We start from the raw sequence: 21,893 nt of genomic DNA on the forward strand, positions 1-21,893 counted from the left end.
CGGTACACTAAGAAAAACGCCAGGTAAAATTTTCTAATCCGGGCGCAATGTTCGACAAAGCGATCCGGTTTTGCCGGCTGGAAAGCAAAAAGGCGAAGCCTTTCGTCTTTAAAAGCTTCGCAATTTGGCGAGATACACCTTTGGCTGTAGAAATTTAAAAAAGTCGTGTTACAATGTCGAAACAAAACAAACATTCGAAAAGCTGAGATAAGAAAGAGTACACAGAGCCGGATTTCCAAGAGAGCTGTCGTTGGGTGCGAGACAGTAAAGACGTCTGTGGAATACACCTTGGAGCTGCCTTTATGGCCGTGAACCTGCGTTAAAGGCGAGTGCATCAAATAGAAGTTTGATGAATTAAGGTGGTACCGCGCATTGTCGTCCTTGACAGTGCGCGTTTTTATTTTCGGTTTGTTTTGATACTTGAATTATGGAGGATGGATATGAAATTTTTGATGAGCTCAAATGGCGCGGCCTGGTGAACGATGTCACTTCTCCCGATCTGGAAGAGGAAATCAACAACGACGAGCTGACCTTCTATATTGGAACCGACCCAACGGCGGATTCCCTGCACATCGGCCATTACAGTTCGCTGTTGATGGCCAAACGTCTCGAACAGCACGGACATCATCCGATCATGCTCGTCGGCGGTGCGACCGGCTTTATCGGCGACCCGAAAGCAACCGGCGAAAGAAGCATGCTGACACCGGAAGTTCTCGATCACAACTTCCACGCGCTACACGCCCAGATTTCCAGATTATGGGGCTTTCCGATGGTCAACAACCTCGACTGGACCAAGGATCTTTCGATCATCGACTTCCTGCGCGACTACGGAAAACACTTCAACGTCAACTACATGATCAATAAGGAAACGGTAAAGAAGCGTCTGGATACCGGTATTTCCTACACGGAATTTTCCTACATGATCCTGCAGTCGCTCGACTTCCTGCATCTGTTTGAAGAATACAACTGCCGTCTGCAGATCGGCGGACAGGATCAGTGGGGAAACATCACTTCCGGTCTGGAACTGATCCGCAAGAAAAAGGATCCGACACCAAAGTCTTCGGTCTGACCATGCCGCTGATTACCAAAGCGGACGGTACAAAATTCGGCAAGAGCGAAACGGGAACCGTATGGCTCGACGCGGACAAAACCAGCCCGTACCAGCTGTACCAGTTTCTGCTGAACACGGAAGATGCCAAGGTGATCGAATACCTCAAGAAACTGACGTTCCTGAGCGTGGAAGAGATCATGGCTCTGGAAAAAGAAGTGGAAGAAAATCCTGGCCGCCGTGCAGCCAGAAAAAGCTGGCGGAAGAAGTCGTTCGCGACCTTCACGGGGAAGAAGCACTCGAAGGCGCTCTGAAAATCACAAATGCGCTCTTTGGCGGATCGCTTGAAGAACTGACCGAAGCACAGCGGCGAGAACTCGTAAACACCATGGAGAAAACACCGGCAGCTGCAGGCAAGCTCGAAGACGTTCTGATTGCCGCAAAAGCTGCTTCTTCCAAGCGCGAAGCCCGCGAATTCATCAAGGGCAACGCGGTTTCGGTAAACGGACAGAAAGTCAACGACCCGAACATGCCGATCGATCTGAACAGCACCTACGTCGATAATGTGGTTCTGATCAAGCGCGGTAAAAAGAAAAACTACGCGATTGAACTGACCGAAGCGGCGGAATAAGTCCGAGCTTCTGACAGCCCTTAAAGGGCAGATTCAATTCATTAGAAAAACCAGAAAGGATTTTCGAGTGGCCAGCACTTTGAAAATCCTTTTTCGTTTTTCTGCGAAGAAATCGAAATGGACAGACTGAACAAAAGCAGGCTTATCAAAAACGGAGCGTCAGCGCAATTCATTCTGGAAAGCATCTGCACCCAGCGCAGGAAGCGGCATTCCAAATATTTGCCTTTCCATATATTTGTAGATATTTATGAGTATCGATCTTTATTTGTCAGATCGTTTCGGAAAGAAATGTCTAGGGCGTTACGTTCGTTTTTGATTTCAGAGGAGTGTAATGCGTCACGGGATTCCACTCCTGTTCTGTTTATTCAGGGCTCTCGAAGACAGACGTCCTTTTCCAAAAACGGTGTGAAAAACGCCCAAAACGATTCGCGAAAATTCTTTCGGTCATCTTCGTGGATATTCTGAATCTCCTGTTGCAGGATTTGAATCCGGTCACACTTTTTCTCTTTCCGTCAGACAGGTAAGAAAGATATGCGGGTGACAAAGGAAAATGGTCTGTCAGAACAATCGAATTCTGACATCAGGAGATATAGACATGAAACATAGAAAAGCAGCCATTCTTGGTGTTGGACACGTTGGAGCCCACGTCGCCAGCGCTCTGTGCATGGAAGGCATTGTCGATGAGCTCATTCTTATCGATACGCGTCCGCAGAAAATCATCAGCGAAGCACAGGATCTGAATGACGCTCTGCTGTACACGTCCTGGAGCGTCAACGTACATCCAGGCGATTTCGCGGATCTGAAAGACTGCGATGTACTCATTAACGCTGCAGGAGACATTGAACTGCTTCGCGGAAACGAAGAGCGGTCCAGCGAACTGGATTTTACAATTCGTGCTGTACATTCCTTTGCGCCTAAAATCGCCAAAAGCGGATTCAAAGGCGTCATCATCAATATTTCCAATCCGTGCGATGTCGTGACGCGCGCACTGGCCAAAGGATGCGGTCTGCCGTATGGTCATATATTTGGAACCGGAACCGCACTGGATACTTCGCGTCTGGTCGGCGCCATTTCCAAAAAGACAGGACTGGCCCGCCATTCTATTACCGCAATGATGCTTGGCGAGCACGGCAACCGTCAGTTTGCTCCAAAGTCCGTCCTTTCCTTCCAGGGAGCCCCGTTAAAAGCGGCTTCGTTGCTTGCCAGGACCTGGACTGGAAAGAACTCGAACAGGAAGCCATTAAAGGCGGCTGGGTCACGTTTGCGGGCAAGCAGTGCACCGAATACGGCATTGCCGCAACTGCTGCTCGACTGGCTGAAGCGGTACTGAGGGACGAGCATCTGATTCTTCCGGTTTCCGCACCGCTGAGCGGGGAATACGGTCAGTACGATCTGTATGCGGGCGTACCGGCGGTCATCGGCCGGCACGGCATTGAAAAAGTCATCGTTCTGCCCTTAAACGATGAAGAGAAAACGGAATTTCTGGCCTGCTGCGACGCCATTCGTTCTAATGTGGAAAAAGCGGATGCGCTGGTGGAGCAGCTGAACGCAAAGAAAAAGCACAGCAGTTAAAACTTCTTTTCAGGCAGTCTGCCCGGAGCGGACGTCCAAAATGGATATCAGCCTGTCTTCAGGCCGTCACAATTAAATAACGCCTTAGCTAAAGGTTTCTGACCGACAGCTAAGGCGTTTCGATTTTATTGCAGACTGGCTAGGCGCTGAAATATTTTTCCTTGATCAAATCGACCGGCATATCGTGACCAGTCCAGAGCTTGAAGGAAGCAGCGCCCTGATACAGAAGCATGTACATGCCGTTGGACGTCTTGCATCCAGCGGCTTTTGCGTCTTTGAGCAGTTTTGTTTCTTTCGGATTGTAAATGACATCAAATACGAAAAGATCCGGACGGAACAGGGAAGTATCCTGAATGATCGAACGATCTGTATTCGGAGCCATGCCTACTGATGTGCCGTTGACGAGAATGGCGCTGTTCGCGATGGCTTTGCGAAGGACTTCCGGATCGGAATAATCGTGGACGCGAACCGTGCAGTTCGTGCGCTCATTCAGCTTTTCGGCAATTTCTTCAAGGCGGCCGAAGAAATCGTCGCGAATGTTGAAAACGTCGATTTCCTTGACGCCATCCAGGGCAGCCTGAACCAGAATGGCCGTGGCCGCGCCGCCGGCACCGAGCAGGGTCATGTTTTTCCGATAATATTTACGCCGCATTCTTCCACGGCTTTCATAAAGCCGATACCGTCGGTCGTATAGGCGGTCAGAACACCGTCTTCGTTGACGATGGTATTGCAGGCGCCGGTAATTTCCGAAGCGGGGAGAGATTATCCGCCAGCGTGCACATGATGTTTTTGCCCGGCATGGTGATGTTCCAGCCTCTTGCTTTAAACAGCTTCAGCGCTTCTACGGCTTTCGGCATGTCTACTTCAGGCACATCAAAGGCAAGGTAGGCATAGTCGAGACCAAGCGCGTCGCATGCTTCGTTATGCATGGCAGGGGAAATGGAGTGAGCGACCGGTGAACCCAGAAGGCAGAGCAGACCGGTATGTCCGGTAATCGATTGAGTCATACTGATTCATCCTTTCGAAAGATTTGTAAGCAGAAGGAACAGCCGTTTCTTTCTCAGAGTAAGAGAGAGGATGCTTATCTTTTTAAAACGGGACTCTTTAAAACAGGGCTATTCCTGAGCCTGCCCGGCCGATTCGGCATCCTTGCAGGCTTTGACTTTGGAAATAATTTCCTCGCAAATGCGATAGACGTCTTTTCCGTCGGTATTGACGATAATATCCGCCGCTGCCATATAGGCGGGATTGCGTTTTTCCATCAGATCCGTGATGTGTTCGACCGTTTTGTTGTTTTCGAGAAGCGGGCGATCGTGGCTGTCCTGGACACGGTCGAGAATAGTCGCCGGATCGGCGGTCAGCAGAACGATTTTTCCGGATTTGCGCATTTCATCGACATTGACCTGACGCATAGCGACACCGCCGCCGCAGGAAATGATCTGATCATGCTTGCCGCGGCACGATTTGAGCAGATTCGTTTCTTCGTCGCGGAAATACTGTTCCCCGCGCAAATCGAAGATTTCGGAAATGGACATGCCGTTCTGTTCGGCGATAATCTGGTCCATTTCGATGACATCCATCGCGAAAACCTGCTTGAGGGCTTTGGCGACTGTACTTTTCCCACGCCCATGAAGCCGATCAGGAAAATGTTGAAGCCGAACAGTTCGTGCGACTGAATTCGCTTGGAGTAATAAAGAATCGAATCGTAAACGCCCATAATGGCATCCCGGTATTCGTAGTCAGCAAGTTTCTTATTGAAATTGCGCTTTTGCGTTCTTCCTCTTCCGACTGAACGGCCGCAATTCCAAGTTCCTGTTTGCAGGAGATGAACTCCTGAATCATCTGCGAACGCATGCGAAGCGTATTGATCAGAATTTCATCGCAAAGATCAAGGTCATTGCGAAGCTTTTCGAGTTTATCCATTTGAAATTTCCTTTTCTCAGGGATTTCGTAATGCCGAAACCCAGATCCCAATCAGTATAGGCAAGCGGTTAAAAGCTTGTAAAGGACTCCGCCTTTCTTACAATAGGTTTCAAATAGTTTTATAGAAACTTGCAGGTTTTCATAATGACGCATTCCAAATCCAATTCCATTGTATTTTGATCCATCGAAAGGTATCTCTCGGACTGGAGAGGCGAATACACACGCAGCTCCACGACCAGCAGGACGTCTTTGAAAAGTCAGGAATGGAAAAATGCCCGCAGGGGCTTTAAAAGATTCGAATGAGCCTGAATTCCTGGAATATATTCTTTCTACGCCAGATTTTCAAAGGGAATAAAACTCCGAAAAACACTTTATATAAAGTGAATATCGGAGTTTTGATTTGCGGATTTCACTCGATATGATTTAATGTAGTAAAAAATAAATGCACGTTACTGCAGGTGATTCTATGCATATCGTCTATAACAAAAAAACGGTGTGCTTTTTGCACGCCTGGCCGTATCGAAAAGGGTTGGAAAAACTGTAAAAAGAATCTATCAACCTCGGAAGAGTCCTTGATAAAGAGAAAGGAGTCACCAGAGCCGGGATAGAGGAGTTTTTATCTATGATCTGAAGACGGATACCTATACTAAAACCGATGATTATGAACTAGCAAGGCGCAAACACAAGCGGAAGGAGCAACTGATTTTTGATTTTGGCGATATCTGCCTCATTGATCAGTTCATCCGAAAGCATCCCGCGCTAAGGAACGCAATCGACAGTATCGGCTGTTCAAACATGGATTCCGTCTTCAGCCTTCTCTGCTTCTATATCCTTTCGAACTGCTCGAATCGTCTGTGCCAATCCTGGCGGGAAAGCAGTTTTGCCAGAATCCTTTTCCTGACGCGAGACTGTCCAGCCAGAGGATCTCGGATATTCTCGCTCTTCTGAGCGAAGAATACCCTTGTCGTGAATTATTCAAGTTCTATCTGAAGCTGTTCAAAGAGGATCTGGAAGGAGATGGGACAAACGTCCTGATCGATTCGACCGGGCTCCCAGACAGTATTCATTTCCCACTGACAGCGATCAGTAATCACAATGGGGAAATCGAGAACGAAGTCCGCCGGATCTATGTGACTCAGCAGGAGACCGGACTGCCAGTATGCTTTAGATACTGTCCAGGAATTGTGATCGATGTTTCCACTTTATCGCGGACAATGAGAGAGTTGAAAAAGGCCGGAGTTAATACAAAGTTAGCTATTCTTGACGCTTGATATCTTACAAAGACTAATTTAGAAGAATTGTACGAAGACAAAATCTCTTTTCTCATGCGCTTGGACTCTTTGTTAACATGCGCTATTCGAAAATGATCGAAAGCGCTGCATAACGAAAACGCGCCATAACGAAAACGCTGCGTAATAGATCTCAGGACAAAGACAGACTGAGCGCAGTGCTCATACCATTTTGAAAAAACTCTTTTCACAAAAGCAGATTTTTGAAAGAACAGAACCGGCCGGAATATTCTGGCCAGATCCATCCTTACTTTGTTTAAGAATCCAGTTCCAGACTGTCTGTTCCGGTTCGGGGTGAGCCGGAAGAGACACCCTTTACTGCCTGCATTCAGGCAGACCGGTCATTTTGAGAAGACTCTTCAGAAATGGCTTTAGACCTTGAAAGACTGAACGGAAAAGATTTTCCAGAAAGGATTTGAATATGAATACTGTAAATGTACGCAATATCGAAATCGGAAGCGGAAAGCCGAAAGTCATTGTTCCGATTGTAGCGGTAACTAAAGAAGACATCCTGAAGGAAGCGGCAGAAATCGCCAGTCTTCCTGCGGATGTTCTGGAATGGCGCGTCGACTGGTTTGAAAACAGCGAAGATCTCGCGTCAGTAAAAGACGTTCTGAAAGGACTTCGTGAAGTGCTTGGCGATATGCCGATTCTCATGACATTCCGCACGAAAAAGAAGGCGGCGAAAAAGCAATTTCCATGCAGGACTACATCGACCTTAACGTGGAAGCTGCCAAAAGCGGTCTCGTGGATCTTGTCGATGTTGAAATCTTCAGCGGAGACGACACGGTCAGCGCCATCCTGGACGGCGCGCACGCAAATGGTGTAAAAGTCGTTGCTTCCAATCATGACTTTTTCAAGACGCCGGATCAGGACGACATCGTTTCCCGTCTGGTCAAAATGCAGGAGATGGGCGCCGACATCTGCAAAATTGCCGTCATGCCGCAAAATCGCCGCGACGTGCTCACGCTGCTGAGCGCGACCGAAAAATGGCCAATGACATTGCCGATCGTCCGATCATCACGATGTCCATGGCCAAAGACGGCGTGATCAGCCGCCTTTGCGGCGAAGCGTTCGGTTCGTCGATGACTTTTGGAGCCGCCGGAAAGGCTTCCGCTCCCGGTCAGATGAATGTGGAAACGCTCGTTCAGATTCTCGATGCGCTGCATCAGGCGCTTTAAGCAAGACTTCAATCGGCTTTTTCCAGTGAAAGCAGGGGAATGAAAAGCCCCAGGTCAAAGCTGGCAGGCGGTGTGAACTATTCAAAAAAGCACCGTCTGCTTTTGTATTTTTGAATCTGGATGACGCCGAATGGATGATTTTGTTATCTCAAAACGGTTTCCAGAGTTTTAGCAGGCAACTGCCGGTCTGTCGATCAAAGTGCCCGCATAATTTCCAGACCTGGCGTCGTTCGAATTCCAATATAAGAATTTGAATAGGGTGTCCGCAGGTGAGTTCTGCCTCTCTGGCGCTTTGCTCCATTGCGTCTGCTTCGTTCTATATGCCTCCGTTTCCATCTTCATTTTCTTCCATATTCATCGTATTCATCGTCCTCAGAAAAGAAGAGCTGATCTATGAAAAAGGGCTGCACTGGCTGGATGACTGTCTGGAAAAATTTCTGCTTTGTCTCGCCCTGGCAGCCATGGCCGTCATCATGGGCATTCAGGTGTTTTGCCGCAGCGTTTTGTTCATGTCGCTTTCCTGATCGGAAGAGCTGACGCGCTGTCTGTTTATCTGGAGCGGCTTTCTCAGTGTCAGCTGCTGCACCATATACTGCATTTCCATCAAGATCGAACAGGTTGCGGCAAGACTTTCCCGGCGTAAATAAGCGGTTTTGAAAGTGATCAGCCACACGATCGAACTGGCGTTCTTTTTAAACATGATTCCGTATACGTTCTCATTTTTCATGTCTTCGGTATAAAGCGGGCAGGTTTCGCCCGCATGTCAGATTCCGATGGACTGCGTGCAGGCGGTGCCTTTTGTTTCCTTTGTTCTGGTCGCCATCTGCATCTTGCAGCGCTGGATCATCGAATTCAAAGTGTGCCTGAACCTTCCCCTCAACGATCCGGCCCATCCGGAACGCAGTACGCAGGAATCGTTCATTCAGGCCAATACCGATCCAGAGCCGGTCGGCGTATCCGGCATGGATTCGTCTGTAACGTCTGGAAAAGGAGAAAGCGTACGAGTGTCCTTCTTCTGTTTGCAGTCTTTACGATTTTGCTGGTGATCGCGGTTCCGATTTCCATCTTCCTTGGAATTACTTCGGTATTGCCGTCGATTTTTGGTTCTTCCTTAGATGACGGAGGAACAGAAGGAAATTCTAAAAGAAGCGGCTTCCATCGCTGCCGACTATGCGCGCGAGAAGTCGGATGAGCGCATCGCCAGACAAAGAGAAGAAATTGAAGAAAACGGAAGTGAAATTCTCGAACTCGATGCCGCTGTGCAGGAAGCAATTCGCGAAAAGGCAGCGCCGTTCTATCCGTCGATTCAGACCGATATCGATCCCGCGCTCTATGCGCTCTATACGAGGGAAGTCCAGTAAACAGATTTCGATCTGGCCACGTAAGTTTTGAACCGTTCTAAAACGCATTAAGCAGATAAAAGGCCGTATTCCTCATCCAGCCAGAAGGAATACGGCCTTTTATCGTAAAGGCAAGAGAAGGACCGGATTTTCGTACATCGAAAAAGAACGCACAAAAATGAAAGGGGTTACACTGAAAAGGTCCAGCCTGAAGAAATAAAAATCGCAAGAAATGAACAAAATATCACACTTATTGCATATGTTCGGCGTTCATAAATATTTTTCGGACCGGCATAATGAAAGGGAATACATCGGGCGTATTCTGGTCTCTGTTTTCGGGCAAATTACAAAGACCAAAACCATAAAAAAGAAGAAAGGATTATTGATGAAACAATCTCTGACAAACCGGCTGAAACAGACGCTTTCGATCGTCGTTGCGGCGGGCTGTTCACTTTCGATGCTGCAGACCCCCATTCAGGCAGCTGTTCCTTCTGAGCTGGAAAACATCGCAGCAGACTTTACGATCACAGTTCCCTCTGAACAGAGCGGAAAGCCGAAAGAAAACATGGTCGACGGCGATGCTTCTACGCTCTGGGTCAGCAACGGAGCACAGTGGCCGGCGACGCTGATTTTTCGCGCACCTCTGGACACCCCGCCGATTTACAAAATGGTTGTCAAACTGGAATCCGGGCATCCGGACTGGACGATGGATGTGAAACTCCAGCACGCGGTCAACAGCGTGACGGACGATCTGATTCCGGATACAGAAAAAGACGACTTTTCCTTTAACGACACGTTTACCTATACGTGGGAAGACGGCATTTCTGCCTCCCATTTCTATCTGACACTTTCCGATCCGAAAAACGGCGGCGCTGCCGGCGCGTTCTGGCCAGGCATTGCGGAAGTGGAATTATTTACCGAAAAAGGCGGGAACAACCCCGATTCTTCCGATCTGGTCAATATTGCCGGCAACGGTACGATCAGCTCTATCACGTCCGGACAGGGCAATCCGGCCAGTCTGATCGATGAAGATTACAAAACGCTTTACATATTTTCTCAGGGGCTTTCGACCACCGGAGGCCAGGCCTGGGTTCAGATCGATTACGATCAGAAAAAGACGGTAAAAGCGATTGAAGCTGCCTTTGAAAACAAAGGCGCTTCCGATTCCAACGGCTTTGTCTTTAGGTACGACATTCTTGGACGGACGAGTGCCGACGGGGAATGGGAAGTGCTGGGCGCTGATCAGACGGCAACACGTCTGGATGGGGACTGCATCAAACGCTTTACCCTCGATGAGGCCAGAGAACTGCAGGCCGTACGCATTCTGATTAAATCCATTGCGAATACCGGCGGCGATCCCTGGCCCGCTTTAGCGGAGCTGAAAATTCTTGCCCCTACAGATTCCGTAAAGGATCCTCTGCTTGAAAACAATATTGCCAAAGGCAAATCCATTCATACCAATACGAACCAGGCGAACGTAAAGAACCTGGTCGACGGTTCGCTGGCTACCCAGTGGAACGGCGACATGTATCCGGCGTATGTGGATATTGACCTGGGCAAAAACTATACGCTCAGCGATGCGGTTGTATTCACCCCGACTGCGGGCTACAGCCAGTATTCGATCTATACGTCCATGGATGGCGTTGACTTTGAGCGCGTCGCCCGCAAGACATCGAAAGAGACCTGCACGAATGAAGGCGAAACCTGGCAGCTCAACAACAAGGAAGCACGTATTATCCGTCTTTACATGGAATACAACTCCGCTTCCGCAAACAGCCAGGTTCGTGAATTCGTCCTGCACGGAACGGAGTCGGGAACACCCGTTCAGCCAACACCGGCGGTCAGCGTGCCGGATTTTAAAGATACCGAATACGCAAGGGCCGTTACCGAAGCCGATACGATTGCGGAAGTTCAGGGCATTATTTCCCGCCGCATTGGGGAAGCCTATGTCGACTGGTTTACCTTTGAACTCAAAGATGCCGCCAATGGCTATGACTACTACGATGTCGAAGCCAGAAAAGGAAAGATTCACATTACCGGAAACAACGGCGTGTCTCTGGCCACCGGTCTGAACGCCTACCTGGAACAGATCGTCAACGTGCACATTTCTCAGGTCGGCGATCAGGTCAAAATGCCGGAAAGCATCGTTCTTCCTGCGCAGAAACTGCACAAGGAAACAAAATTCCCGGTTCGTTATTCGTATAACTTCTGTACGCTTTCCTATTCGATGGCGTTCTGGGGCGAAAGCGAATGGAGAAATGAATTAGACTGGCTTGCTCTGAACGGCGTGAATGTCGTTCTGGATGCGACCGGTCAGGAAGAAGTCTGGAGACGCTTCCTTGCCGAATGCGGCTATTCCCATCAGGAAATCAAGGACTTCATTGCCGGTCCTGCGTACTACGCCTGGTTTTACATGGCCAACCTTACCGGCATGGGCGGACCGCTGCCGGACAAATGGTTCGCACAGCGTACCGAACTCGCCCGTAAAAACCATCGCATCATGCAGGTTCTTGGTATGCAGCCTGTACTGATGGGCTACTGCGGCATGGTGCCGACCGATTTCAAAACCAAACAGCCGGAAGCGTCCGTTATTCCGCAGGGCAAATGGTGCAACTTCCAGCGCCCGTACATGCTCAAAACGGATGATTCGAATACCTTCCCGAAATATGCCGAAATGTTCTACAAAGCGCAACAGGATGTCTATGGAGACATCACGAACTACTACGCGACCGACCCGTTCCACGAAGGCGGAAATACGGGCGGCATGAATGTTTCCACCATCGCGTCCGAGACGCTCAAAGCGATGATGGAAAGCGATCCGGACGCCGTCTGGGTGATTCAGTCCTGGCAGGGCAACCCGTCCAGCGCCCTTCTGAAAGGTCTGGAAGGCAATCGGGACCACGCCCTCGTACTCGATCTGTATGCAGAACGCCAGCCGCACTGGAACAGCGCCAGCTATGGCGATGAATTCCAGCAGACCCCATGGGTATTCTGCATGCTCAACAACTTTGGCGGACGTCTCGGTCTCTATGGCCACATCGAAGGTCTGGAAGGCGTATTTGACGCCATCAAGAATGCAGACTGCATGGCCGGTATCGGTATCGCACCGGAAGCCAGTCAGAACAATCCGCTGCTTTACGAATACCTCTTCGATACCATCTGGACCGAAGATGCAGAGCAGCCGGTAGAACCAATCAATCTCAATCAGTGGATTAAGGATTACGCAAGAAGACGCTACGGCGGCGAAAGCGAAAGCGCTGTAGAAGCGCTCCAGATTCTGCTCGATACCGTATACGACGGCGTCGAGCACGAACGAAACAACAGCGGCATCGGACAGGGGCTCCGGAAAATATCCTGAATGCCCGTCCAAATCTGACGCTGACTACCGCTTCGACATGGGGCTGGTCGTCGATTCTATATTCCAAAGTCGAACTGCAGAAAGCGCTCGATCTGCTTCTGGAAGACTGGGATACGCTTAAGGATTCCGAAGCGTATCGCTATGACGTAGTCAGCGTGGCTCAGCAGGTTCTGTCCAACTCGGCACAGGGAATTCTTTCCAAAATGAATACGGCTTACACCAACCGCGATCTGGATGAATTCACGACCTGGTCGGATAAGCTGATCGAACTCGTCAGCGATTCGGACCGTCTGCTTTCCACAACGAAAATGTACATGCTTGGCAACTGGACCGAAGCCGCCAGCCGCATGATCAGCGATCCGGATGACTTCACCAGAGATCTGTTTGATCTCAACGCCAAAGCGCTTGTATCGACATGGGGTTCCATTGCCCAGTCGAACGCCGGCGGTCTGCACGACTACTCCAACCGTCAGTGGGCTGGCCTGACGAAAGATCTGTATCTCAAGCGCTGGCAGATGTTCATTGACGAAAAGAAAAAGAACTGCGCGGCGAATCCTTTAAAACCTTCAGCGCAGCGGACTGGTTTGAAGTGGAATGGGCCTGGGCGCGAAACAGCGACGAACGCTTCTCCGATCAGCCAGGTTCGGATCCGATCAACACACTGGCCGAAAACGTTCTTGAAAAATACGACATCCAGAAAATCGCTCCGGAAATTACTCTGGACGGCGTTCTGGAACCGGAAAAATGACCGCCACTGCTCCCAGTGCGCAGAGCGGAGAAGGACCAGAACGCGTTCTGGATGGAAACAATCAGACGCTCTGGCACACCCAGTACACCGGAACGCTGCCCACACGGGAACAGTGCTATATCACACTGAACCTCAACGAACCGGCGATGGTACGCTCCCTGCTGTATTTGCCAAGAAGCAACGCGCAGAACGGCACAATCACCAAATATCGCATTGAGGTTATCGACGACAGCCAGCCTGGAGCGGAGTGGAAAACGGCAGCCGAAGGAAACTGGGCCCGTGAATCCGGCTGGAAAGAAGCCGTATGGTCCACGCCGGTAAAAGCGACGAAGGTCCGTCTTGTGGCCGTAGATTCCGTCAGTGTCGAAACGGGCAAAATTTTCGCGTCCGCTGCGGAAATCCGCGTGAAAGGCGTATGGAGTGCGGACATTCCAGATGAACTCGATTACACCTTAATGGATCAGGCCCTCGAAAAAGCCGATGCGCTTGAAGCGGCCAAAGAGACGTTTGCGATGACAGGCCTCCATGCCTTTGAAGACGCAAGAACGCATGCGGCTTCCGTTCGAGCCGATGCCCTTACGCAAAAAGAGCTCGATGACGCGGCGCTCCGTCTGAATCAGGCGATGCTGAAACTGCGCAAGAAAGTCGATAAGGCGTATCTGGAAAATCTTTAATCGATACAGAGCTTAAAAAGCCTCTTTAAAGTCGAACCGGCTGTGACCGGTTCAAAACGAAGACCGGCCTCGATTTCGAATATCGAATCGAGGACCGGTCTTTCCTTTGGCCGTCGGTTTGAACCGCAAAAAACTCGGATCTTCCGTAAGCGTCAAATAAAAGACGGGTATTTTCTCGACCGCCTCCTTGGGATAATTCCTTTATTCAAGGAGGCTTTTTCATGGAATCAATCATCCCTGCAATCGATCTCGGTATCGATTTCTCCAAAGTTAAAAACATCTATCTGGCTCAGATGCCTGCTGACCTTCGCAAAGGAATTGACGGTTACGTCTCCCTGGTTCAAGGACCTCTCGCTCTGGATCCGCTGGATGGATCCCTCTTTCTCTTCGTTAATCGACAGAAGAACAAGATCAAAGGTATCCTTCGTGACGGAAATGGATTCTGGCTTGTTTATAAGCGACTCTCCAGATCTTCCCTTCAGTGGCCTGTCAGCACTGACCAGTCCGACTTCATGCGAATTGACTGTTCGCAGCTGGCTTCTCTGCTTTCCGGTCTGTCGATTGTTCCCCAGCCGGCATTTCTGCCACGAACTTATAAGTATGTTTAAACCAATTTAAAAGGATGATTTTCTTGAAGGAATATCAAGATAAATCATCCTATTTACTTTATCTATCGCTCTAAATATGTTAAAATTAATACATGAATGTGCCGAACCCTTACCAGACAATCCGCAACGAGCTCCTCGAAGATCTTCATCATCAGATCAGCACCATGACGGAAGAAGAGAAAGACAAATTTATTGAGGATATGTACCTGGATCTCTATTTCGCTAAAGAAATCAATAAAGCCGTGAAAAGCGGCCGCTTTGGTCCTTCTACGGAAAAGATGGTTCCCTTGAAACTGGATTACTCTGAAAACGAGGACGGCGGCCCAGATATCAATATTCTGAATAAACAGCTGGCTCAGCTTGATCTGAAAGCCGATGTTTGTTTTAACCGGGCTGCGAAATATCAGGAAGCGGGAGACCGCTATCGTAAAGAAGCTGAAGATTTAAAGCTCAGTTCTGTTGAAAGAAGCAAGAAAAACCTTCCACCAAGTGCAGAAAGCAGGAAGCGGTCAAAGAAACCACTACCTTCAGTGTAGAAGGGAAAAGCGCATTTGCCCAGTTTGCGGCTGTGAGATGAAAACTGTTGGAATGAAACGTCACTATAGGATTCATCGGATTCCCGCTCGCTATAGGCTGGAAGAAGTGCTGCGTGAGACAGTCGCGTGCCCAAACAAGTGTACGGATGAAAACGGGAAAGCCATCATCCGCACCGCCGAACCTGACGAGCCTGCACTGATCGACAAGAGTGTCGCAACTTCCTCTATGGTCGCGGGAATTGCCTACGATAAGTTCGTAATGGGAACCCCGGCCTATCGTCAGGAAAAGCACCTGAGTCTCACGGGACTGCCGATCAGCCGTCAGACCATGGGCAACATCCTGGAAAAAACTTACGATCTTTATCTGAAGCCCCTCGTAAAACAAATGATTGAGGATCTCCCAAACTGTAACGTCGTCCATATGGATGAGACGGTTTTAAAGTGCACGGAGGTTAAAGATCGAAAACAGTCTTCTATGGTTGTCGCCGTCAGCGGAATCTATGAAGAGAACCAGATGGCTGTCTATAAGTTTTTCCCTTACAAGAAACAGGAGTTCGTAATCGCCCTCCTTGGCGGTTCTTTTCGTCATGCCCTTATGACAGACGGGCTTTATGCATATGCCAACTACTATGGCCCCTGCAGAAAGCTCAACTGTATGGCCCATGCGAGAAGAAAGATCTTCGAAGCCATCAAAGTCCGGTCAGACTTCGCGCAGTATCAGGCAGACGTCCTGAAGTGGGAAAAGACCACACTGGAGAACGACGAAGAGGCCGCAGAAGCGGCAGCCCAGCTGGACGAAACAGAGAGACCCGAACCAAGTCCGGGTCTCCAGATTCTGCTCACAGCCCTGTCTCTGTTCGGGAAGCTCTACCACATCGAATCCCACGTTGCTTCTTACTCGCACGAGGCGAGAACCGAAGTTCGGCAGGAACTTTCAAAGCCCTGCTTTGAAAGACTCACAAGAGTCATGATGGAAATTCAGAGTGGATTCGAGGAAAGAAGCACCGCCTACAGAGCAGCCAAGTACTTCATGGATCGAGCGAACTCGTTGGGAAGGTACCTGGAAGACGGTGATTATCCGATCGACAATAATGTGGCAGAAAGAGCCGTAAAGCCATTCGTGATCAATCGCAAAAACTTCCAGACTACGAAGAGTATCAAAGGTGCGGAAGTCGTCGCAGCGTTTATGACTTTGTTTCGATCGGCTGAAATGAACGACTTAAATCCAGAGCGCTACATGGAGTACGTTCTGGATGAACTCAAATGGTTCAAAGACGATGAAATCGCGGTAGATGTATTGAAGTCACTTCTGCCGTATTCAAAGGATTTACCTGAATATCTTCGAATTGGATACCGTGGACCGGATCCGAAGTATGAAGAAAACGATGAAGAATAAAAAATACGCCAAGCGGGATCTCGAAAGGGATCCCGTTTAGCGTATCTAATATTCAGTCTCGCGTATTCCCGTCGATTGTTTGACACTTACGATCTTCCCAGAGAAGGCCCGAGTTTTCGTTTTGGTAAATACTGAGGAATGAAACGCACAATAAAAGCAGAAAAATTCGTCACAGAGCCAGAGAGAAAAACTTCGGATCAGGAAACGGTCTTTTTGCGCCCTGCCAGCTGTTTCGACGAAGGAGTTCCTTATCGATATCGTTGGCGGTCTGCGTCTTCTTTCGCGTCCATAGGGGAGCGAGCAGATCGCTGGCCAGACCGTCGCCGGTTACGCGTTCGATAATGATGTGTTCATCGATCACTTCCAGCTGATCGCAGACAATGGATACATATTCCTGCGCGCCAAGAAGAGAAAACGGTTTGTTCAGCCAGCTCTGGCCCAGACGGGAATTGTCCAGCAGATGAAGCATGTGAATTTTCAGCGCGCCGGGTTGAAGGGAACTGGCAAAGCGGGCGGTTTTGAGCATCATCTCTCGGGTTTCGCCCGGCAGTCCATTAATCAGATGCAGGACAGAACGCAGATGATGCCTTTGGCATAACGCGATCGCGTTTTTCGCATCTTCGGGCGTATGGCAGAAATTCATGGCCTTTGCGGTCTGAGGATGAATGCTCTGCAGGCCGAATTCGACCCAGACTTCCTTGTGATACTTCGCCTGCATTTCTTCCAGCCATGCAGCGGTCTCTTCACAAAAACAGTCGGTTCGCGTAGCGATGGAAATCGCGCAGACTTCATCCGAGGCAAAGAAGGGAATATAAATCTTTTTCAGCGTTTCAAGCGGGGCGTACGTATTGGAAAAGGACTGAAAGTAGGCGATGCCAAGACACTCGGGCCATTTTTTGCGGGCCCGTTTCAGATTTGCCTGGTACTGGGTCTGGAGCGACTGGCGGCTTTGCAGAATCGTATCGCCGCTTCCGGCAGATGAGCAGAAGGCGCAGCCGCCCACGCCTTTGGTTCCATCCCGGTTAGGACAGGAAAATCCCGCATTGAGCGGGATTTTGGCAATTTTTCGTCCATACTGTTTCTTCATCGCATAGGAGAAGGTGTGGTAGCGCTTGTTGGTATCGGAAAAGGGAAAGGGGTTGTCCAGAATCTGGTTCATTAGAGCGTGCGTCCAACCACTTTCGCAATCGCCCGCGCTTTAGTGACCAGTTCCGCATATTTATCCGGTTTCAGCGACTGCGCGCCATCGCTCCAGGCGTGCGCCGGATCGGGATGCACTTCAATGATCAGACCGTCTGCGCCAGCTGCAATCGCGCCTAACGCCTGCGCTTCGACAAGCTTCCAGTCGCCGGAGGCGTGGGACGGGTCGATGATAACCGGCAGATGAGTCCGTTCTTTCAAAATCGGAATGACTGCCAGATCGAGGGTATTGCGGGTGTATTTCTCAAACGTGCGGATGCCGCGTTCGCAGAAAATTACGTTTGGATTGCCTTCGGACATAATGTATTCCGCGGCCATGATCCACTCTTCAATCGTATTGGCCAGACCTCTCTTGAGCAGCACCGGCTTTTTCGTGCGGCCGACGGCTTTCAGAAGATCAAAGTTTTGCATGTTGCGTGCACCAATCTGAATGACGTCCACGTTTTCAACAAATTCATCGAGCTTGTCGATGCTCATCAGTTCGGTTACGATCGGCAGTCCGGTAAGTTCTCTGGCATGAACGAGATCCTGAATGCCTTCCGAGCCGAGACCCTGGAAGGAATAGGGAGACGTTCTGGGCTTGTAGGCGCCTCCGCGCAGCATATCCGCTCCGGCTTCCAGCACTTTGCCGGCAGCCTCGCAAATGGCACCGTCGCCTTCAACCGCGCACGGGCCGGCGATCATGACGATTTTCTGTCCGCCGATTTTGATGCCGCTGACATCGATGACGGTATCTTCCGGATGGAACATGCGGTTGGCCAGCTTGTACGGCTGGGCAACGCGCTGCACGTTAAAGACGATGGGATTGGCCAGCAGGGACCGCTCATCAATGGACGCGGTATCGCCGACCAGGCCGAAGACGTCGTAGTTTTCACCGACAATTTTGGTGATGGAAAGATTGCGGCTTTCCAGATCCGCAATCAGCTCATTGACAGCCTGTTCCGGGGCCGTCTTTTTAAAGTAATAATCATAGTGAATACAGCTCCTTTAAACTCTCGACAGATCAGAAGATCTCTGACTTACGCAAAAGAGTATCCGCTCTTTTACCGGTTTTGTCCGGGAGAGCATCGCAATTGGAAGCGATACAGGACGAAAAGCAGGAAAACGGGAAGGAAAGCGGGTGCCCGATTTTTCGAAAACGGATCGATCGGGTAAGTCTGCACTATCATACCGCCTTGAAAACTCGTTCAAAAATTCGAGCGGAAAATTTTCATAACTCGAAAGAAAACAGGAGGTTTTGCCGCCATAAACCGCCTGCGTATTCGAGATTCTCGATATTCATTGTTATGAAACTTAAAACCACAAAAAGGAAAACCGATCGATTTTCTGGGAAGGAAAATACAGGAAATCGTCCTGACAAGGCCGTAAAATGTCCACTTTGGTCATAGCTTTGACGACAAAACGATTTATGCCTATCATGAAATCAAGGATCAGCCCCGATCCATCTGACAAGGAGTGAGTTTATGAAAATCAACATTGTTGGAAAGAATATTTCCATTACCCAGGCACTCGAAGACCGCATCACCAAGAAACTGAAAGGTCTCGAGAAGTACTTCCTGATCGGGGAAGACGACACCGCAAAAGTTCTGCTGACCTCCCATCCGAACCACAATAAAATCGAGGTCACCATCCCGACGAAGGCAGCGATCCTGCGTGCCGAAACCGTCGATGTCGATATGTACAATGCGATCGACAAAGTCGTAGACAAACTGAAAGACCAGATTCGCCGTCAGAAAACGCGTCTCGAAAGCCGCAAGGACAAGGCATCGCCGCTCTACGAAGCCTTCCTCGACTTCGATATTCTAGGTGAAGAAGATCCGGAAGACATCGTCGTCAAGACCAAATCCATCGAACTCGAGCAGCTCTCGCTCGATGAAGCGATCACCCGCATGGATCTGCTCGATCACACTTTCTTCATCTATCTCGATGATGAAACCGGCAAACCCGCTGTAGTCTACTGCCGCAAAGACGGCGGCTACGGTCTGATCGAAACCGAATAAGTCCAGAACGGGACGCATTCGCTAAAGCCTCAGGCCAGAACGAATGCCGCCTGCCCGCCGTAAGAGAACCGGGAAAATCCAGTAAATCAGGCAGAGCAGGGATCGCCCGATTCTACAGGATCTGAAAAATACAGAAGGGAAGCTGAAAAGCTTCCTTTTTCTGTATAAAGGCTGCATAGAACAATTGATAATTCTCAACACAGGACTATAAAGCATCTTTTTATGGCACAATTTAGGAAAGCGTTTTCAACCCGCTGAAAACAAACAGAGGATCCAATCGAAAGAAGCGGTTTTCTCTGGATAGGATCCTGGAAAGGAGATTGTATATGCCTGTTTCTTTTCGCAAATCGGATTTAGAAAACACAGAACCCCGAATCTGTCATTCGGGAAAACTCGGCAGCGCCGAGTGGACAATTGATGAAGACGGCCTTCTCGTCATTGGCGAAGGTACGGTGAACACCGACGAGCTTCCGCCTTCCAGACATGAGGACGAAGATACGTCCGATCGCTGGCCATGGTATCCCTGGCGCAAGGAAATCGACCGGGTAGACGGCAGCGCGCCTCTCAAGGTAATCGGTGATCTGAGCTATGCATTTGGCGGTGCCGAACGCGCCACCGTCAGCAAGCGCGGCATTTACACTTCAATTGAATCGATCGATCTCTCCGGCTGGGACACGAGCGAAGTCACCAGCATGCGTTCGCTCTTCTTTGACTGCAGCGGCATGACCGAACTGAACATCGACGGCTTTCAGACCGGAAACGTGCGGGATATGGCCAACATGTTCAACGGATGTTACAGCCTGCATGAACTGAACGTACAAAGCTTCGATACGCGAAGTGTCGAAGACATGTCCGGCATGTTTACCAGCTGCTACCTGCTCGAAAGCCTCGACGTTTCCGGTTTCGATACGTCCAATGTTCGAAACATGGAAAGCATGTTCGCGTTCTGCCACCGGCTGGGCGGTCTGGATGTATCTCACTTTGACACGTCGAAATGCGAGGACATGGGATTTATGTTCTCGGGCGACCGCGCCCTGCAAAGTCTGGATCTCTCCGGCTTCGATACCCGGCATGTGACGAATATGGACTTCATGTTTTCCGAGTGCAGCTCAATTCAGTCGCTCAATCTGGAAAGCTTTGATACCGCCAATGCCCTGAGCCTTTTCAAGATGTTCAACGATGCCTATCAGCTGCAGCGCCTGAACATCACGCATTTCCAGACACAGAACGCCCGTTTCATTCAGAAGATGTTTGACGGCTGCAAGGCGCTTTCTGTTGTCGGATTCGGCTCTGGGGTGCAGAACACGCTGAAGGCGTTTCGATCCCGCTTCCCGAAAGGCGAGTGGTATCTCAATAACGAAGGCCCGTTTGCCCTTCTCAAGCTGCCCGCTTTAGAGGAAGGCCAGACTGGCTGGCTGACACGCACAAAGCAGATGAGCGACGCCTTCAAGGACTTCTAGAGCGGCAGCTCCACGCACCTCTTTGAATCGTTCAAACCCGATTGCATTAGAGCGCATGAGCATGAAATTTCATGCGCTCTGACCTGAAAAGCGACGCAAACCATTGCGCATAATCCCTGCTTCAGAATATGGAAAGCGCTTGCGAATTGCTCATAGGTAAAGTTCGATTGGAGATTGCGTGCGGATCTTTTGAGGACGCCGGAAAAGCCGCCATAAATTTTGCAGAATTCTATCGCCGCACTTGTATTCACGCCGTCTGGTCAGTAAAATACCACAAGCGGCAAAAATCGCCCTGTACCCATTCGATAGACAAACCCCGATCGATTTCCTGGCCTGACTTTCAAAAAATCGGCTTTCTTACACGCAGATTCCATTGCGGAAAGGACAGGCGGCCACGGGTTTTCCTGGTTTCTGACCTTTCTGTCGTATGGTAAGATAAAAATTGTTTGGAGGAGGTTTATTTATGGGACTGATGGATCGTTTTAAATCATTCGTTGAACCTGGTGACGACGAAGAATACGTAGAAGAAGATGAAGTCGTAGAAACAGCAGAACAGTCTGCACCTACAGCTCGTCCTGCTGGCAACGCGTACGAAGTGAAGAAAGACAACGGCGCACCGCATCTGGATGCCAACACAAAAATGGTTCTTTTGAGCCGAGAAGCCTGAACGAATCGGAACTGGCTGGCAACCGCATGAAAGAAGGCCGCGCAGTTGTAGTGAACCTGCACAAGCTGACTGATGAATATGCTCGCCGCATGGAAGACTTCCTGACTGGTGTAGCCTTTGCCCTTGGCGGAGAGCTCAAGCATATCGGACCGGATGTAATTCTCTGCTATCCGAAAGAAATCGGCGTAGCAGGCTCGATCAACCTGAACGACGAAGCTGAAGAAGAATCTGCTCAGTAATCATGGCGGAAAACACAAACGGT

22 protein-coding genes, 3 pseudogenes and 1 other annotated feature are annotated in these 21,893 nt (G+C 49.7%); of the genes and pseudogenes, 18 read left to right on the plus strand and 7 right to left on the minus strand.

Features of this window, described 5'->3' with window-relative positions:
- Positions 1 to 195 precede the first annotated feature (195 nt).
- Positions 196 to 386, plus strand: a binding site (T-box leader).
- A gap of 41 nt (positions 387 to 427) precedes the next feature.
- The 3 genes and pseudogenes from tyrS (at position 428) to KWG61_RS17375 (ending at position 3,251) form a co-directional block, all read left to right on the plus strand.
- A pseudogene (gene tyrS, locus KWG61_RS08845) lies at positions 428 to 1,679 on the plus strand (tyrosine--tRNA ligase).
- 595 nt (positions 1,680 to 2,274) lie between these two features.
- Positions 2,275 to 3,009: a hypothetical protein gene (locus KWG61_RS08855; protein ID WP_242743488.1), complete on the plus strand. Its 735-nt coding sequence runs from the start codon at positions 2,275 to 2,277 to the stop codon at positions 3,007 to 3,009.
- Complete coding sequence (locus tag KWG61_RS17375) at positions 2,919 to 3,251, plus strand: hypothetical protein (RefSeq protein WP_367614357.1); 333 nt, start codon at positions 2,919 to 2,921, stop codon at positions 3,249 to 3,251. The genes KWG61_RS08855 and KWG61_RS17375 overlap by 91 nt, the downstream gene beginning before the upstream one ends.
- 139 nt (positions 3,252 to 3,390) lie before the next feature.
- Here KWG61_RS17375 and KWG61_RS08860 read toward each other — a convergent pair whose 3' ends face one another.
- From KWG61_RS08860 to KWG61_RS08875, 4 genes are all read right to left on the minus strand, one after another.
- Positions 3,391 to 3,903: a hypothetical protein gene (locus KWG61_RS08860; RefSeq protein ID WP_242743489.1), complete on the minus strand. Its 513-nt coding sequence runs from the start codon at positions 3,901 to 3,903 to the stop codon at positions 3,391 to 3,393.
- Between the two features lie 46 nt (positions 3,904 to 3,949).
- Positions 3,950 to 4,258 (minus strand): hypothetical protein, encoded by a 309-nt coding sequence (locus KWG61_RS08865; RefSeq protein ID WP_242743490.1) that lies wholly within the window; start codon positions 4,256 to 4,258, stop codon positions 3,950 to 3,952.
- A 108-nt stretch (positions 4,259 to 4,366) separates the two neighbouring features.
- On the minus strand, positions 4,367 to 4,831 hold the full coding sequence (locus tag KWG61_RS08870) for a shikimate kinase (protein ID WP_242743491.1): 465 nt from the start codon (positions 4,829 to 4,831) through the stop codon (positions 4,367 to 4,369).
- A gap of 58 nt (positions 4,832 to 4,889) precedes the next feature.
- On the minus strand, positions 4,890 to 5,174 hold the full coding sequence (locus KWG61_RS08875) for a hypothetical protein (protein ID WP_242743492.1): 285 nt from the start codon (positions 5,172 to 5,174) through the stop codon (positions 4,890 to 4,892).
- 854 nt (positions 5,175 to 6,028) lie between these two features.
- Here KWG61_RS08875 and KWG61_RS08880 point away from each other — a divergent pair.
- Both KWG61_RS08880 and aroD read left to right on the plus strand, forming a co-directional pair.
- Positions 6,029 to 6,445, plus strand: a complete 417-nt coding sequence (locus KWG61_RS08880; RefSeq protein WP_242743493.1) for a hypothetical protein — start codon at positions 6,029 to 6,031, stop codon at positions 6,443 to 6,445.
- 439 nt (positions 6,446 to 6,884) lie between these two features.
- Positions 6,885 to 7,644 (plus strand): annotated as a pseudogene (aroD, locus tag KWG61_RS08885) (type I 3-dehydroquinate dehydratase).
- Positions 7,645 to 7,982: 338 nt separating this feature from the next.
- Here aroD and KWG61_RS08890 read toward each other — a convergent pair.
- Positions 7,983 to 8,315: a hypothetical protein gene (locus KWG61_RS08890; RefSeq protein WP_230267941.1), complete on the minus strand. Its 333-nt coding sequence runs from the start codon at positions 8,313 to 8,315 to the stop codon at positions 7,983 to 7,985.
- Between the two features lie 120 nt (positions 8,316 to 8,435).
- Here KWG61_RS08890 and KWG61_RS08895 point away from each other — a divergent pair, with 120 nt between their 5' ends.
- The 9 genes and pseudogenes from KWG61_RS08895 (at position 8,436) to KWG61_RS08935 (ending at position 16,304) form a co-directional block, all read left to right on the plus strand.
- Positions 8,436 to 8,690, plus strand: a complete 255-nt coding sequence (locus KWG61_RS08895) for a hypothetical protein (protein ID WP_242743494.1) — start codon at positions 8,436 to 8,438, stop codon at positions 8,688 to 8,690.
- A 69-nt stretch (positions 8,691 to 8,759) separates the two neighbouring features.
- Complete coding sequence (locus KWG61_RS08900; protein WP_230267943.1) at positions 8,760 to 9,005, plus strand: hypothetical protein; 246 nt, start codon at positions 8,760 to 8,762, stop codon at positions 9,003 to 9,005.
- Positions 9,006 to 9,369: 364 nt separating this feature from the next.
- Positions 9,370 to 12,342 (plus strand): alpha-N-acetylglucosaminidase TIM-barrel domain-containing protein, encoded by a 2,973-nt coding sequence (locus tag KWG61_RS08905; protein WP_242743495.1) that lies wholly within the window; start codon positions 9,370 to 9,372, stop codon positions 12,340 to 12,342.
- Positions 12,343 to 12,356: 14 nt separating this feature from the next.
- Positions 12,357 to 12,833, plus strand: a pseudogene (locus tag KWG61_RS17380) (alpha-N-acetylglucosaminidase C-terminal domain-containing protein); the annotation flags it as partial.
- A 98-nt stretch (positions 12,834 to 12,931) separates the two neighbouring features.
- Positions 12,932 to 13,090: a hypothetical protein gene (locus KWG61_RS08915; RefSeq protein ID WP_242743497.1), complete on the plus strand. Its 159-nt coding sequence runs from the start codon at positions 12,932 to 12,934 to the stop codon at positions 13,088 to 13,090.
- Complete coding sequence (locus tag KWG61_RS08920; protein WP_242743498.1) at positions 13,087 to 13,764, plus strand: discoidin domain-containing protein; 678 nt, start codon at positions 13,087 to 13,089, stop codon at positions 13,762 to 13,764. Before KWG61_RS08915 ends, KWG61_RS08920 begins: the two co-directional genes overlap by 4 nt.
- Before the next feature lie 221 nt (positions 13,765 to 13,985).
- The gene (gene tnpB, locus KWG61_RS08925; protein WP_230268547.1) at positions 13,986 to 14,372 is read left to right on the plus strand and encodes an IS66 family insertion sequence element accessory protein TnpB; all 387 of its coding nucleotides are present in this window, start codon (positions 13,986 to 13,988) and stop codon (positions 14,370 to 14,372) included.
- A gap of 92 nt (positions 14,373 to 14,464) precedes the next feature.
- Positions 14,465 to 14,908, plus strand: coding sequence for a hypothetical protein (locus KWG61_RS08930; RefSeq protein ID WP_242743499.1), 444 nt, complete (start codon positions 14,465 to 14,467; stop codon positions 14,906 to 14,908).
- A 37-nt stretch (positions 14,909 to 14,945) separates the two neighbouring features.
- Complete coding sequence (locus KWG61_RS08935; protein ID WP_242743384.1) at positions 14,946 to 16,304, plus strand: transposase; 1,359 nt, start codon at positions 14,946 to 14,948, stop codon at positions 16,302 to 16,304.
- A gap of 169 nt (positions 16,305 to 16,473) precedes the next feature.
- Here the strand turns inward: KWG61_RS08935 and KWG61_RS08940 are convergent, their stop codons facing one another.
- Entirely contained in the window at positions 16,474 to 17,463 is a 990-nt protein-coding gene (locus KWG61_RS08940; RefSeq protein ID WP_242743500.1) for a TIGR01212 family radical SAM protein, read from the minus strand.
- Positions 17,463 to 18,482 (minus strand): 3-deoxy-7-phosphoheptulonate synthase, encoded by a 1,020-nt coding sequence (aroF, locus tag KWG61_RS08945; protein ID WP_242745619.1) that lies wholly within the window; start codon positions 18,480 to 18,482, stop codon positions 17,463 to 17,465. Before aroF ends, KWG61_RS08940 begins: the two co-directional genes overlap by 1 nt.
- Positions 18,483 to 18,967: 485 nt before the next feature.
- Between aroF and raiA the strand changes: the two genes are divergently transcribed.
- The 4 genes from raiA to sepF all read left to right on the plus strand — a co-directional run bounded on the left by raiA (position 18,968) and on the right by sepF (position 21,870).
- Entirely contained in the window at positions 18,968 to 19,504 is a 537-nt protein-coding gene (gene raiA, locus KWG61_RS08950; protein WP_230268401.1) for a ribosome-associated translation inhibitor RaiA, read from the plus strand.
- 326 nt (positions 19,505 to 19,830) lie between these two features.
- Positions 19,831 to 20,964 (plus strand): DUF285 domain-containing protein, encoded by a 1,134-nt coding sequence (locus KWG61_RS08955; RefSeq protein ID WP_230268402.1) that lies wholly within the window; start codon positions 19,831 to 19,833, stop codon positions 20,962 to 20,964.
- Between the two features lie 463 nt (positions 20,965 to 21,427).
- Positions 21,428 to 21,631: a hypothetical protein gene (locus KWG61_RS08960; RefSeq protein WP_242743501.1), complete on the plus strand. Its 204-nt coding sequence runs from the start codon at positions 21,428 to 21,430 to the stop codon at positions 21,629 to 21,631.
- Between the two features lie 26 nt (positions 21,632 to 21,657).
- On the plus strand, positions 21,658 to 21,870 hold the full coding sequence (gene sepF, locus KWG61_RS08965) for a cell division protein SepF (RefSeq protein ID WP_242743502.1): 213 nt from the start codon (positions 21,658 to 21,660) through the stop codon (positions 21,868 to 21,870).
- The last annotated feature ends 23 nt before the right edge of the window (positions 21,871 to 21,893 follow it).

Source organism: Allobaculum sp. Allo2, assembly GCF_022701175.1.
Classification (GTDB): Bacteria; Bacillota_I; Bacilli_A; order Erysipelotrichales; family Erysipelotrichaceae; genus Allobaculum; species Allobaculum fili.